This is a genomic window from Flaviaesturariibacter aridisoli, assembly GCF_004343705.1.
GTDB classification, from domain to species: domain Bacteria; phylum Bacteroidota; class Bacteroidia; order Chitinophagales; family Chitinophagaceae; genus Flavisolibacter; species Flavisolibacter aridisoli.
The window spans coordinates 12,886-27,195 of sequence record NZ_SKFH01000025.1 but is presented as its reverse complement, the minus strand read 5'-3'; the positions used below and the strand labels follow the sequence as shown (position 1 = coordinate 27,195).

Annotated in this window: 13 protein-coding genes; 9 read left to right on the top strand and 4 right to left on the bottom strand. The window is 59.3% G+C overall.

The genetic code is table 11. The features are described 5' to 3' along the window. Positions 1-4 precede the first annotated feature (4 nt). Together E0486_RS13515 and E0486_RS13510 are read right to left on the bottom strand one after the other, a co-directional pair. The gene (locus E0486_RS13515) at positions 5-709 is read right to left on the bottom strand and encodes an ABC transporter ATP-binding protein (protein ID WP_131852713.1); all 705 of its coding nucleotides are present in this window, start codon (positions 707-709) and stop codon (positions 5-7) included. 21 nt (positions 710-730) lie between these two features. Further along, positions 731-2,347: an RHS repeat domain-containing protein gene (locus tag E0486_RS13510; RefSeq protein WP_131852712.1), complete on the bottom strand. Its 1,617-nt coding sequence runs from the start codon at positions 2,345-2,347 to the stop codon at positions 731-733. A gap of 103 nt (positions 2,348-2,450) precedes the next feature. Between E0486_RS13510 and trpS the strand changes: the two genes are divergently transcribed. From trpS to E0486_RS13495, 3 genes are all read left to right on the top strand, one after another. Then, on the top strand, positions 2,451-3,452 hold the full coding sequence (gene trpS / locus E0486_RS13505; protein ID WP_131852711.1) for a tryptophan--tRNA ligase: 1,002 nt from the start codon (positions 2,451-2,453) through the stop codon (positions 3,450-3,452). A gap of 93 nt (positions 3,453-3,545) precedes the next feature. Continuing rightward, the gene (locus E0486_RS13500; protein ID WP_131852710.1) at positions 3,546-4,181 is read left to right on the top strand and encodes a deoxynucleoside kinase; all 636 of its coding nucleotides are present in this window, start codon (positions 3,546-3,548) and stop codon (positions 4,179-4,181) included. Between the two features lie 283 nt (positions 4,182-4,464). Beyond that, positions 4,465-4,920, top strand: a complete 456-nt coding sequence (locus E0486_RS13495) for an energy transducer TonB (protein ID WP_131852709.1) — start codon at positions 4,465-4,467, stop codon at positions 4,918-4,920. Positions 4,921-5,032: 112 nt separating this feature from the next. On the opposite strand, the gene E0486_RS13490 is transcribed toward E0486_RS13495, so the two are convergent. Continuing rightward, complete coding sequence (locus tag E0486_RS13490) at positions 5,033-5,656, bottom strand: DUF922 domain-containing protein (protein ID WP_131852708.1); 624 nt, start codon at positions 5,654-5,656, stop codon at positions 5,033-5,035. Positions 5,657-6,210: 554 nt separating this feature from the next. After that, positions 6,211-7,815, bottom strand: coding sequence for a phosphoenolpyruvate carboxykinase (ATP) (gene pckA, locus E0486_RS13485; RefSeq protein ID WP_131852707.1), 1,605 nt, complete (start codon positions 7,813-7,815; stop codon positions 6,211-6,213). A 309-nt stretch (positions 7,816-8,124) separates the two neighbouring features. Here pckA and E0486_RS13480 point away from each other — a divergent pair, with 309 nt between their 5' ends. The 6 genes from E0486_RS13480 to E0486_RS13455 all read left to right on the top strand — a co-directional run bounded on the left by E0486_RS13480 (position 8,125) and on the right by E0486_RS13455 (position 14,226). After that, positions 8,125-9,414 (top strand): aminopeptidase P N-terminal domain-containing protein, encoded by a 1,290-nt coding sequence (locus E0486_RS13480; RefSeq protein WP_131852706.1) that lies wholly within the window; start codon positions 8,125-8,127, stop codon positions 9,412-9,414. Positions 9,415-9,612: 198 nt separating this feature from the next. Continuing rightward, a complete protein-coding gene (locus E0486_RS13475; RefSeq protein ID WP_131852705.1) occupies positions 9,613-10,434 on the top strand; it encodes a CDP-alcohol phosphatidyltransferase family protein in 822 nt (273 codons plus the stop codon). Positions 10,435-10,615: 181 nt separating this feature from the next. Continuing rightward, complete coding sequence (gene purS / locus E0486_RS13470) at positions 10,616-10,861, top strand: phosphoribosylformylglycinamidine synthase subunit PurS (RefSeq protein WP_131852704.1); 246 nt, start codon at positions 10,616-10,618, stop codon at positions 10,859-10,861. A gap of 68 nt (positions 10,862-10,929) precedes the next feature. Further along, the gene (rsmI, locus tag E0486_RS13465; RefSeq protein ID WP_131852703.1) at positions 10,930-11,595 is read left to right on the top strand and encodes a 16S rRNA (cytidine(1402)-2'-O)-methyltransferase; all 666 of its coding nucleotides are present in this window, start codon (positions 10,930-10,932) and stop codon (positions 11,593-11,595) included. 31 nt (positions 11,596-11,626) lie between these two features. Further along, positions 11,627-12,082: a PepSY-like domain-containing protein gene (locus E0486_RS13460; protein WP_131852702.1), complete on the top strand. Its 456-nt coding sequence runs from the start codon at positions 11,627-11,629 to the stop codon at positions 12,080-12,082. Positions 12,083-12,303: 221 nt separating this feature from the next. Continuing rightward, a complete protein-coding gene (locus E0486_RS13455) occupies positions 12,304-14,226 on the top strand; it encodes a M1 family metallopeptidase (RefSeq protein ID WP_131852701.1) in 1,923 nt (640 codons plus the stop codon). The last annotated feature ends 84 nt before the right edge of the window (positions 14,227-14,310 follow it).

Sequence of the window (14,310 nt, the reverse complement as noted above, 5' to 3'; positions counted from 1 at the left end):
TCCACTACACTGCTTTGTGCGCGGTCTGGTTGCGCCGGTCGCTTTCCAGCACGCCATCGCGGAGGCGGATGATGCGGAGGGCGTGGTTGGCGATGTCTTCCTCGTGGGTGACGAGCACCACGGTATTGCCGGATGTATGAATCTTGCCGAAGATCTCCATGATCTCGTGAGAGGTCTTTGTATCGAGGTTGCCCGTCGGCTCGTCGGCGAGAATCATCGAAGGATCGTTGACGAGGGCGCGGGCGATGGCCACGCGCTGGTTCTGGCCACCGCTCATTTCATTGGGCTTGTGGTGGCTGCGGTCGGCAAGCCCGACCATGTCGAGCACGTGCAGGGCTTTTTCCATCCGGTCTTTTTTACCGATGCCGGCATACACGAGCGGAAGGGCCACGTTTTCGGCGGCGGTGAGGCGGGGGAGAAGGTTGAACTGCTGGAATACAAAGCCGATCTCCTTGTTGCGCACGCCGGCCAGCTCGTTGTCGGTCATGCGGCTCACGTCTTTGTCGTTGAGCACATAGCGGCCGCCGGTGGGCGTATCGAGGCAGCCGAGAATGTTCATCAGCGTGCTTTTCCCGGAGCCCGAAGGGCCCATCAGCGCCACGTACTCGTTGCGGAAGATGTTGAGCGAAATGCCCTTGAGCACTTCGATGACCTGCTTGCCCAGGAAGTAATTCTTGCGGATGCCTTCGAGGTGGATGATGCCTTGCATAGCTCAAATATAGTTGAACCCTCACTCATAGTTGACCAGGCGCAGCGACAGGGCGTGCTCGGTCCAGCCGTAGCGCCCCGTGATGGCCTCATCGCGGCGGATCCAATTGCCGCGCTCGTCGAACGTGTAGGTGTAGAAGTGTTCTACGGGCCGGGCCGTAGCGTCCTGGCAAAAGTAAACGAGCAGGCCGTCGGCCCCGTAGCGGCAGCGCAGGAGGGGAGCGCCGCTGCCTGCTGCCCGCACCCGTACTTCGCGGCTGCCGTCGGGGCTGTAGCTCCAGTCGATCACCTGCGCCGTCGTGTCGTTGTTGCGCGTGTGCCAGGCACGCAGCAGGCGCCCGCGCCGGTCGTAGGCATAGCGGACCGACAATTCCGTGGGTGGCGGCGGTGCCGGCAGGTCCCAGCCGCTGCGGTCTTCGTACACCGGCTGCTCGATCTTTACCAGGCGGCATTGCTTGTCGTAGTGAAAGACCGTATCTACCTGGTAGGCGCGCCGGTAAGGGCCATTTCCCGGAACGCTGCGGGTGGCGCGTTCGGGCCCGCAGTTGCCATAGGTATAGCGAACCGTATCGCCGTCGGAGCCGGTGCGCATCTGAACGCGCCCCTGCCCGTCGTATTGGTACGCGTAGGCGATGACCAGCCGTTCCTGCATAAACTGGCTGTCGGCCACCAAAAGTCCCTGCGCGTAGCGCGATTCGGCGTGCAACAGGTCGTTCCGGCGTTCGAGGCAATGACCCTCCTGGTCAAACCGCAGCCAGTCGTCGGAGGCGAGCTCGCTCGTCCAGCTTTTGCGCACAGTGCCGCTGCTGTCGTAGGTGAAAAAACGGTGGTCGCTGGCACGGCCGTTGGCGTAAAAAGTGGCCTCTTCGGTCTTTCGGCCGGTGTTGTCATAGCGAAACAACGTATACCGATCCAGGTAGCCGCCGCGGCCATGGTCGGTGCGGGTGAGGAGGCCGGCGCCGTTCCATTGATGCGTGGCCGTGTATTCGGATTCATTGCGGCTGTTGAGGCGCAGCTCCTGCACGAGGCGGCCCGCCCGGTCGTAGCGGTACTGGTAGGTGTCGGTGACGGTGCCGTTGACGTCCAGGTGGACCTCGCTGGTCTTGCGCCCTTCGGCATCCCAGGTAAAGCGGTAGTGGTACTCCTCGCTTCCGTTCAGCGCCCTGCTTTCGTCGATGGTGCGCCCGGACCCGTCGCGCTGGCGTTGAAAACTGCGTTTCATCGGGCGGCCGTTCTCGGTCCAGGTGACGACCGATAGGCCCGTGCTGTCGTACTGGAAATCGTACGAGAAATTGGGCTGGCCCGAGACCCGCGTCCGGAGGAGTTCGTCCCGGTCGTTGTCGCGGTACACGCGTTCGTCCAGCAGGCGGCCATCGCCTTTGAGGTAGCGCCGTTCCGCTTCCAGGTGACCGCTTGGGTAAAAGCTGCGCACGCTGCTGTCGGTGGCCGAAGGCGGCGGGTCGCTGTAGAGGGCGCGGTAGGCGATCGCCTGCAGGCTGCGCGCCGGCACCCGGAGCTCGAGGAGGGCCGCTTCGGGAAGCTGGTGGAAGATGGCCGCCTCCACGGGCGATTGCGCCGGGGCAACGCAGGGCCATGTGGCAAGCACGATCAGGGCGCAAAGGCCCGGGAAACGGGTCATCGTGCTAAAGTAGGCTTTTGGGCGCAGCGGGGGTGCGGCCCTGGCCAACTGGAAACCGGAAACTGGAAACTTCAAACTATTTTCGCGCTCCAATCGAGGTTTAATGAGCAAGCAAATCGTCGTCAGCGGCATCCGCTCCACGGGGCAACTGCACCTGGGCAATTATTTCGGTGCCATGCGCAATTATGTGCGGATGCAGGAGGAGTATAACTGTTATTTCTTCGTGGCCGACTGGCATGCGCTCACCACGCACCCCGACACCCGCGAGCTGGAGCACAGCGTGCTCAACGTGCTGGCCGAGAACATCGCCGCCGGCCTCGATCCCGAAAAGGTGACGCTTTACTGCCAGAGCGAGGTTCCGGAGATCGCCGAACTGTACCTGCTGATGAACATGCTGGCCTACAAAGGCGAGCTGGAAAAAACCACCACCTTCAAGGACAAGGTCCGCGCCCAGCCCGACAACGTCAACGCCGGCCTGCTGACCTACCCCGTGCTGATGGCCGCCGACATCCTCATTCACCGTGCCTTGTACGTGCCCGTAGGCAAAGACCAGGAACAGCACCTGGAGATGACCCGCAACTTCGCCCAGCGCTTTAACCACCGCTACGGCGAGCTGTTCCCCGAACCGCAGGCTTTTAACTTCGGCGCGGAACTCGTAAAAGTTCCGTCACTCGACGGGGCGGGTAAAATGAGCAAGAGCGAGAACCAGAACGCCACGCTCTACCTCGCCGACGACGACGAGCTCATTCGCAAAAAAGTGATGAAGGCCAAGACCGACGCCGGCCCCACGGAGCCAAACTCCGAAATGCCCGACTACATCCAGAACATCTTCCAGGTCATGAGCCTTGTGAGCGCTCCGGAAGTGGTGGAGAAATTCCGCGGCGACTTCAACGGCGCGCGCATCCGCTACGGCGACATGAAAAAGCAGCTGGCGGAGGATATGGTCGCCTTTATCGCCCCGATCCGCGGCCGGGCCGTCGAGATCCGCAAGGACACCGACTACCTGAAACGCGTGATGGCGCGCGGCGCCGAGGCCGCCCGCGAAAGCGCGCAGCGCACGCTCGGCGAGGTGCGCCGCCTGATGGGACTGAACTACCTGTGCTGATTTTTTTTACCCGATCTCAACCCTATGCCCTAATTTGGGCCGACCCAGCCCAACCCCCTCACGGGAAGGGACCTATCCCACCGCTCTCCGTTTATGCCGAAGAATCAGAAACCCAAACATATCGCCGTCGCCGGCAACATCGGCGCCGGCAAGACCACGCTCACCGAGATGCTCAGCAAGCACTACCGCTGGATCCCGCAGTTTGAAGACGTGGACGACAATCCGTACCTGAACGACTTTTACGAGGACATGCCCCGCTGGAGCTTCCCGCTGCAGATCTACTTCCTCAACGGCCGCCTGCGCCAGCTGATCGACATCCAGCGCGGCAGCGAAACGGTGATCCAGGACCGGACGATCTACGAAGACGCCCACATCTTCGCGCCCAACCTCCACGAGATGGGCCTGATGACCAAGCGTGACTACGACAACTACTTTACGTTCTTCTCCACGCTCAAGAGCATGGTGCAGCCCCCCGACCTGCTCATCTACCTGCAATGCTCCGTGCCGACGCTCGTAGGCCAGATCCAGAAGCGCGGCCGCGACTACGAAGAGAACATCCGCCTCGACTACCTGAAGCGCCTCAACGACTACTACAACAAGTGGATCGAAGGCTATAAGGAAGGCCCCCTGCTGATCATCAACGGCGACGAGAACAAGTTCGGCGACCGCGCCGAAGACTTCGGAAAGATCGTGAACCTGATCGATGCGGAGCTGTTCGGGCTGTTTTAAGGAGGCTAAGGAGAAGAAGGTTTTTCACCGCTAAGAAAAGAAGAGAATAAGCGCTTCTCTAAGAATATGAATGGACCTGCCTTTGGCAGGTTCATTTCGTTTACCCTTTGCGTACCAACTTCTTTTCTTATTCTCTTCGCGGTTAAGATCCTTGTTTCCCTTCCCCAACCTTTCCCGCTCAAACCGGGCAACAAAGACCCCATCCATAAGGCGCGTTCATATTAAAAATAATCCGCACGCTATTTGTTTTCAGTAGGGTGTTGTTAACCTACTCCCTATTCTCATGAAACGCACCTTCATCGCCTTTGTCCTGGCCCTGACCGCCAGCGCCGCTTTTGCCCAGACCGACACCGAGCGCCAAAGCCTCCAGGATGTCCGCTCTTATTTAGCCAACAGTGATTTTGTATATCCCTATGTCGATACGCCGCCCTTCTTCCCCGGTGGCAACGACAAGTGGAGCCGTTATGTGAATTCCTCGGCCCTCGTGCTCAATGCCGGCCTCGAAGCCGCTAAGCAGGGGCTCAAAACCGGCTTTTACGTGGTCACCGTGCGCTTTGCCATCAATGCCGACGGCTCGGTGGGCGAAAGCCGCACGATCGGTAAGGAAGTGGGCTACGGCCTCGAGCAGGCCGCCCTGCAGCTGGTTAAGAACAGCGGCAAGTGGACCCCCGCCAATATCGAGGGCCGCGACACGAAGAGCTGGCTGCAGATGGCGATCCGGTTTCACGTATTTGAATAATCTCAGATTTCAGATCTCGGATTTCAGATTTAAATAGAAAATGGATCGCACAGCGATCCATTTTCTATTATTTGATTCCAATCTGAATTCTGAAATCCGAGATCTGAAATTATCAGGGGTAGCTGGCATACGGCTCTGTGTCGGCCAGTTGCTGGTCGATGCGCTGGAGCCATTCCGCCTGCACCTTTCGGTTGCGGCTGTGGTCCGTTTCGCGGTCGTAGGTATTCTGGAGGGCTTCCTTTTCGGCTACCACGGCATTGTAGATGCGCGAGAGGTCGGCCTTGAAGGTGCGGCGGTCAAATACGTAGCTGGAAAGCTCCTGGTGCAGGCGGCGGGCACTGAGCTCGGTGATGTCGAAATGCGCCTGCTCGTGGGCCAGGATATACTCCGTCTTCATGAGGCCCCAGGACTTCGTTTTCTGAAAATTACAGGTCACATTGTAGGTCAGCACACCGTCCTTCAGCTGGTAGGTGAGGCCGAGCGAGGTGCTCGTGGAGGCCACTGCTTCCGTGCCGGTTACCGGTGCGGACTGGAAATCTTCCCAGCCCACGATGCGGCGGGCCGTCCAGGGAATAAGCTCCGGGCTCTCCTCGCGGAGGGGCTTTTCGGAGGACACGGCAGCGATAAGAAGGGAGGGTTCCGTAGTGGCGGTCGTAACTTCCGGTGCGGCGCTGGTGAGACGCATTCCGGAAAAGGCAAGCAGCAGGATCGGGAGGCCGAGGGACGTCAGGTTCATAGGTTTGTTTAACGATGAGCCGGTTGAATTTCGTATTCAAATTACTCCGGCCGGCTATCAAACCGTTGACACTTACGGTAAAAGGCGGTTTTTTGGAGATGAAAACCGGCTTTCCGGCGGCATCCGACCTCACCCCCAACCCCTCTCCAAAGGAAAGGGGCGCGAAACGCCCCTGTACCTCACCGCTTGTCCCGGTTTGCGGTTACACGCCGTGTCACCTGCCTCCGGTTGTTCCGGCTGGTACTTACACGCTGTGAAAATGTGTTCCGGTTGTCCCGGTTGCCTGTTACACGCCGTGTAACCCCTTTCCGCTTGTTCCGGTTGGCTATTACACGTCGTGTGGATGCCTCCCGCTTGTTCCGGAAGCCATTTACACGGCTTGTAGATCCAGCCCGCTTGTCCCGGAAGGCATCCACACTACGTGTGGGTTCAAACCGGGACAACCGCCTTCGCCGCATAGCGGCGCCCTTTTTCGCCTGGGACTTCAGTCCCAGAAAAAAAGAAGTCCCGGCGCAAGGCCGGGACTCTGTCAATCATACAGCAAGCGTAGCTACTTAGGCCTTCGGGCCGGCGTTGCGGATCTCTTCGCTGACGCCCGAGGCATATTTCTCAAAGTTCTTCACGAACAGGCCGGCGAGGTATTTCGCCTTCTCGTCGTAGGCGGCACCATCGCTCCAGGTGTTGCGCGGGGTGAGCACCTCGGTGGGCACGCCCGGCACTTCCTTCGGTACCGCAACGCCGAAAATCGGGTCGTTGACGGTTTCCACGCCATCCAGCTTCCCTTCGAGGGCGGCCGTGATCATGGCGCGGGTATAACCCAGCTTCATGCGGTGGCCAACGCCGTACGGGCCGCCGGTCCAGCCGGTGTTGATCAGCCATACGTTCACCTGGTTCTCCTCCATCTTCTTACCAAGCATCTCGGCGTATTTGCCGGGGTGCAGGGGCAGGAAGGGAGCGCCGAAGCAGGCCGAGAAGGTCGGCTTGGGCTCGGTAACACCCGCTTCGGTGCCGGCCACCTTGGCGGTGTAGCCCGAAATGAACTGGTACATGGCCTGGCCCTTCGTCAGCTTCGAGATGGGCGGCAGCACGCCGTAGGCGTCGCAGGTGAGGAAAAAGATGTTGCGGGGCACATTGCCGATGGAGGGCTCGGCGGCGTTGGAGATGAAATCGAGCGGGTACGAAACGCGCGTGTTCTCCGTGATGGAGGCGTCGTCGAAGTTGATCTTATTGGTGCCTTCGTAGAAGGTCACGTTTTCCACGATGGCGCCGGGGCGGATGGCGTGGAAGATCTCGGGTTCTTTCTCTTCGGAGAGGTTGATCAGCTTGGCGTAGCAGCCGCCTTCGAAGTTGAAGACGCCGTCGGCCGTCCAGCCGTGCTCGTCATCGCCGATCAGTTTGCGCTTCGGGTCGGCGGAGAGCGTCGTTTTGCCCGTGCCGGAGAGGCCGAAGAACACGGCGGTGTCGCCTTTGTCGTCCATGTTGGCCGAGCAGTGCATGCTCAGCACACCTTTTTCCTGCGGGAGAATGTAGTTCAGCACGCTGAAAATGCCTTTCTTGGTCTCACCGGTATAACCGCTGCCGGCGATGAGGATGGTCTTGTGCTTGAAGGAAACCACGGCGGCGTTGTGCTGGCGGGTGCCGCAAACGGCGGGGTCGAGGTGCAGGCCGGGGGCGGAGAGTACGGTCCACTCGGCTTCAAAGTCTTCCAGTTCCTCTTCTTCGGGGCGGAGGAACATGTTGTAGGCGAAGAGGTTGGTCCAGGGCTTTTCGGTCACCACGCGGATGTTGAGGCGGTAGCGCGGGTCGGCGCAGGCGTAGCAGTCGCGCACCCAGAGTTCGGGCTGCTGGTTGAGGTAAGCCAGGATCTGCTCCTTGATGATAAAGAAATACTTTTCTTCAATCGGGATGTTGAAGTTGTTCCAGTGAACGGTGTTCTCGGTGGTTTCGTCCTTGACGGTGAATTTGTCCTGCGGTGAGCGGCCCGTAAACTCCCCGGTCCGGATGGCAAGGGCGCCGCTGTCGGTGAGCTCTCCTTCACCCAGGCGCAGGGAGTCCTGCACGAGTTCTTCGGGTGTAGACTGATAATGAATGACATCCGTGTTGGTAAGGCCAATCGTCACCAGCTTCCCCTTCGGGAAGGAAATTGTAGGTACTGACATAGAAGCAATCGTTTGTTTAGAATACAAAGGTAAAAGTTTGTGTCTTAGCATTTTTCGCGCCGTGTGACGGGTACACATTAGGATCGTCAGCCGTGAGCGGTGAGGCGCGCGCGGCTCGTTCGGAATAAGGCGCTTCGGCCATGGGTGAGGTAGTGAAAGGTTCCTTGCAGTAAAAGAATTATGCCAGAGCTGCAGGTTCTTTTTAATTAACGAACGGGCGCTCACTTTAGCCAGGACGGACGGTTCACGGCTGACGGCTCACGCTTCACGACTCATTGCCGATTCCCGTTTCCCGCCTACATTGCCGTCATGAAGCACTTGCCCCTCAATCCCGAGCTCTTCAGCAGCAACCGCCGCCGCTTCGTGGAGCGCCTGGCGCCCCGTTCGATCGCCATCTTTCTTTCGGCCGACGAATACCCCGCCAACGGCGACGCGCTGCATCCCTTCCGCCAGAACAGCGACCTGTATTGGCTGTGCGGCATCCAGCAGGAAGACTCGATGGTCATCCTGTTTCCCGACAACCCCGACCCGAAGTACCGCGAGGTGCTCGTGCTGGTGCGCCCCAACGAGCTGAAGGAAAAGTGGGACGGCAAGCGGCTTCGCCGCGAGGAGGCCACCGCGATCTCGGGCATAAGCAGCATCGTTTGGCTCGACAGCCTCGAGGGCCTGCTCCAGGGCTGGATCCATGCCGCCGACAATATTTACCTCGACAGCAACGAGAACGACCGCCGGGGTCCTTTTTTCGAAACCCGCGACTACCGCTACATCGCCGAGCTGCAGCGGCGCTATCCCCTGCACCGCTTCGAGCGGGCCGCCCGCATCCTGGGCGAGCTGCGCGCAGTAAAAACGCCCTTCGAGATCGAGGTGACGCGGCAGGCCATCGCCATCACGGCCAACACCTTTGAGCGGGTATGCCGCTTCGTAAAACCGGGCGTGATGGAATATGAGATTGAAGCGGAGATCGTGCACAGCTTCCTGTCGCAGCGCGCCTCGGGCGAGGCTTACAGCTCCATCATCGCTTCCGGCGACCGGGCCCGTACGCTGCACTACGTAAGCAACAACGCGGAGTGTAAAGACGGTGAGCTGCTGCTGCTCGACTTCGGCGCGGCCTATGGCGGCTACAACGCCGACCTCTCACGTACCATCCCGGTCAACGGGAAGTTTACGGCGCGGCAGGCCGAAGTGTACAACGCCTGCCTGCACCTGCACAACTACGCCAAAAGCCTGCTGAAGCCGGGCATCTCCATCCTGGACTATACCGACAAAGTAGGGGAGGAGGCCACGAAGCAGTTTGTGCAGATCGGGCTGCTTTCCGAAAGCGATGTGAAAAACGAGGACGCCGACAACCGCGCTTACCGCAAGTACTTGTACCACGGCATCTCGCACCACCTCGGCCTCGACGTGCACGACCTCGGCACCCGCAGCGGCCCCCTGCTGGAAGGCATGCTGCTGACCGTGGAGCCGGGCATTTACATCGAAGAAGAAGGAATGGGCATCCGCATCGAAAACAACATATGGATCACGAAAGACGGCAACGTGGACCTGTTTGACGGCATCCCGATCACGGTGGAAGAGATCGAGGCGGCGATGCGAGGCTAGGCTCATCGGAACCGTCATTGCGAGGCGGCGACCGGAGGAAGACAACGAAGCAATCTTACCCTCTTGACTCCGGAGCCTCTTGAGGCACTTGAGTAGGTGAGCATGAGATAGCTTCGTCCGCTACGCTCCCTCGCAATGACGGTTGCCTGGGGCTTCCCGACCCCATGTCGTTATATTTGTCCCACTAACCCGCTCTTCATGAAGCAAGTCCCGAATTTCTTTACCCTCCTGAACCTCGTCTTCGGTTGCCTCGCCATTGTGTGCGTGCTGCAAACGGGCGAGAACATCATTGCCCTCAGCGACGAATCGGCCACGGGCACGATCGTTAATTTCCCGGAGAAGATCTGGTGGGGCTCGCTGTTTCTTTTTGCGGCGGCGGTAGTGGATTTCCTGGACGGCTTCCTGGCGCGCCTGCTGAAGGCGCAAAGCGGCATGGGCGAGCAGCTCGACTCGCTCAGCGACATGGTGTCGTTCGGCGTGGCGCCGGGGATGATCCTGTACCAGCTGCTGCGCATGGCCTATGCGCAAAACGAGAACGGTCTCGAGGTGAGCTGGGCGGCGCTGCTCCCGGCCTTTGTCTTTACCATCGCCGTAGCCTGGCGCCTGGCCAAGTTCAATATCAGCACCACGCAGAAATACAGCTTTGAAGGTGTGCCTTCACCCGCCGGCGGCCTGCTGGTGGCCTCGCTGCCGCTGGTGCTCTGGTACGACCAGGACTGGAACATCGCGCGCTTCCTGCTGAACCCCTGGGTGCTGTATGCGCTCATTGCGCTGGTGGCTTACCTTATGGTCAGCCGTCATTCGATGATGGCGCTCAAGTTCCGCGACTACTCGCTGCGCAACAACGGCCTCAAATATGCGCTCGTCGCGGCCGGGATCGTACTGATCATCCTGTTGGGCTGGCTCTCGGTGCCGGCTATCTTCCTCCTGTATGTAGTGCTGTCTTTCTTCGTAAAAGAGCCGGCAGTCTCCGCAGTGAGCCCGAAGACCGACCGCGAGGAAACAGACATCACGGTGTAATGGACTATTCGGCTACTGGTTTATTGGTAAGGATTGTTCTTCGCCACCAGTTACTCCAAACTCGTTGAACCGGTTACCAATCAACTAATAAACCAATAGACCAATTAACCTTTCGCCGGTATTCGCTTTACTTTGCACCGGAACCTTCAGAACCCTAAAAACCGCTCAAAAACCTTTCTCCATGACCTATACGATTCAGGTGAATGTAATGCCGCTCAAAGACCTGCTGGATCCGCAGGGAAAAGCTGTGCTCAACGGATTGTCGAACCTGGGCCTCAAGGGCGTAGGCGACGTACGCATCGGCAAGCGCATCACCCTGCAGATCGAAGCCGAGTCGGAAGAAGCCGCCCGCGTTATTGCCGATGAAGCCAGTAAGAAGCTGCTCGCCAACGCGGTGATGGAATACTACGAAATAGAGAAAGTATAAAAGTCCGAAGTGGGAAGTCGGAAGCAGGTTTATGCTCTTTCACTCCCCACTTCAAACTTCCCACTTCCATGCTTTATTTAGTTCCCACTCCCATCGGTAATCTCAAGGATATCACGCTGCGTGCGCTGGAAGTGCTGCAGGACGTGGACCTGATCCTGGCCGAAGACACGCGCATCTCGTCGAAGCTGCTGCAGCACTACAATATCCAGAAGCCGCTGTCGCCTTACCACCAGCACAACGAGCACAAGGTGCTGCAACACCTCGTGGATCAACTGCTGGCCGGAAAGAAGATGGCCGTGATCACCGATGCCGGCACGCCGGGTATCTCCGATCCCGCATTTCTACTGGTGCGCGAATGCGTACGCAACGGGATCAAAATAGAAAGCCTGCCCGGCGCCACGGCCTTTGTGCCGGCCCTCGTCAGCAGCGGCCTGCCCACCAACCGCTTTTGCTTTGAAGGCTTTCTGCCTCCCAAAAAAGGACGCCATACGCTGCTCACGGAGCTGGCGCAGGACGAACGCACGATCGTGCTCTACGAGTCGCCGATGCGCCTCGTGAAATCGCTGGCCGAGTTCATCACCTACTTCGGTGCGGACCGCCCCTGCAGCGTCAGCCGCGAGGTAAGCAAGTTGTTTGAAGAGCACGTCCGGGGCCCGCTTCAGGAGGTGCACGACCACTTTGCGCAAAAAGGGGTGAAGGGAGAAATCGTGGTCGTTATCGGCGGAAAACCCTAATTTTCCGCTTCCTTAAAAAACCACATCCCCCATGCTCCGCTCTATTGTGCTGGCCTGCTTTTGTGCCGTTCTGTGTTCCGTTTCCGCCTCGGCCCAACTGGGCAAGATCCCCGCCGCCGTTACCGATTCCTTCAGCCGCCAATACCCCGATGCGAAGCAAGTGTCGTACAGCGACAACCTCGGCGACTACAGTGTGCGCTTCCTGAGCGACACCGCGCGGATGACTGCCCACTACAACAAAAAGGGCGTCTGGCAAGGTTCCGACAAAACGATCTCCTTTGAACGGCTGTCGGCGGAAGTAAAAGACGGCTTCATGAAAAGCAAATTCTCCGACTGGCAGGTAAAGGAAGTACTGCAGCTGTATCTCACGTCCACGCAGGGCGGGGGTGAGCAGTTCCGCGTCAAAGTGAGCAAGGGCGACTTCCAGAAGCGCTACCTCTATTTCAACCGCACGGGCCGCCTCGTGAAAGATAAGCTTTCGCTGTAAGCCACCCGGCCCATCCCCTAACCCCTTCCCGAGGGGAAGGGGAATACAACCCGGATCGCATGGCGATCCGGGTTTTTCATTACCAATCAAATAAAAAATGTTGAAAAGGGGAAGAATGTTGCACCTAAGTGCCCCCTTTGGGGGACAGGGGGCTGTGGCCGGTACTATTTCTCCTTAACTTGGACCCTTTCGCCAAACAGAACCCCCTTTTTCCGACACTGATGAAACGAAGCCTTTCTCTTGCAACCGCCCTCAGCCTGCTTGCACTTTCTGCATTCGCACAGCCTGATCGCTGGCAACAGCGCGTGAAGTATACGATGAACGTCGACATGAATGTGCAGACGAATCAATACACGGGCAAGCAGACCGTAGCGTACTGGAACAATTCGCCCGACACGCTGAAGCGCGTGTTCTTTCACCTGTACTGGAACGCCTTTCAGCCCAACAGCATGATGGATACCCGCAGCCGTCGCCAGGGCGGCGTGGTGCTCGCGTCGCGCAACGGCCGCGAGATCGTGGACTGGGACCAGCGTGTGCGCGACCGCATCGTGAACCTCAAGCCCGACGAGATCGGCTACCAGCGCGTGAGCGCCCTGCGCATGAACGGCCGCCCCCAAAAGCTCAAGGAGCACGAGACCATACTGGAAGTGCAGCTCGACAAACCCATCCTGCCCCGGTCGAAAGTGACCTTCGATATGGACTGGACCGCCCAGGTGCCCCTGCAGGTACGCCGCAGCGGACGCGACAACCCGCAAACCAGCGTGCGCTACACCATGACGCAGTGGTACCCGAAGCTGGTGGAATACGATTACGAAGGCTGGCACCCGACGCCGTACATCGCCCGTGAGTTCTACGGCGTGTGGGGCGACTACGACGTTACCATCCGCATCGACAAAAGCTACCTGCTCGGTGGCTCCGGCACCATCAGCAACGCCAACGAAGTGGGCTTCGGCTACGAGGCAAAAGGCGCGAAGCCGCTCGACCCCGCCGGCAAGCGCACCTGGAAGTTCGCCGCACCCAACGTGCACGACTTCGCCTGGGCCGCCGACCCGGGCTACAAGCACCTCGTGCGCCACGTGCCTAACGGTCCCACCATCAACGTGCTGTACAAGAACCCGAAAGCCAGCGCCGATGAGGACCGCAAATGGAACGAAGTGGCCGACGCGGCCGCGACCGTGTATCCCTTCATCGCGAAGACGTTCGGTCCCTACCCTTATAAGCAATACTCCTTCATCCACGGCGGCGACGGCGGCATGGAATATCCCAATTGCACGATGATCTCAAGCGCTTCCATCGGCACTGCCTTTCACGAGTGGATGCATACCTGGTACCAGGGCATGCTGGGCACCAACGAAAGCGAGCATGCCTGGATGGACGAAGGCTTCACCGAATGGGCTTCCGAACGCGTGGGCGATTACTACGATTCGGTGTCGCGCCGCAGCAAGCTGCCCGCCAGCGAGCAGGCGCAGGCCGATACGGCGAAGAAGAATCATATGTTCGACGATATCTACGCCGGCTACTTCGGGCTCGCCCGCAGCGGCCGCGAGGAGCCGCTTACGACGCACGCCGACCAGTTCAACACCAACTATGCCTACAGCAACGCCGCTTACACCAAGGGCGGCGTGTTCATCGAGCAGTTGGGCTACATCACCGGTGCCGCCGTACGCGACCGCATCCTGAAAGAATACTACCGCCTGTGGCGCTTCAAGCACCCGAACCCGAACGACTTCATCCGCGTGGCCGAAAAGGTAAGCGGGCTGCAGCTCGATTGGTACCGCGGCTTTTGGGTCAACACGACCAAGACGATCGACTACGCCGTAGACAGCCTCTGGAGCGACGGCGGCGGCAGCCGCGTGCGCCTGCGCAACGACGGCATGGTGCCGATGCCCCTCGATGTGAAGATCACCTTCCGCGACGGCAGCAGCGAATGGCACTACATCCCGCAATACCTGCAGTTCGGTGAAAAAGCACCGGAGCCCGGCCAGGAAGGCCGCAAGGTGTACGAGGCCTGGAAGTGGACGCATCCCTACTACGAGATCAACACGGCCCGCCCGCTCACCGACATCCGCTCGGTGGAGATCGACCCGAGCCGCCGGATGGCCGACGTGCTGCGGCGAAATAATTTCCTGGAGATTAAATGGTAGAAAAAATGTCGGATGCCTGATTTCGGATGTCTGATTTAAAAGTGTGAGCCCCTGTGAAAACGGGGGCTTTTTCGTGTGCGCCTT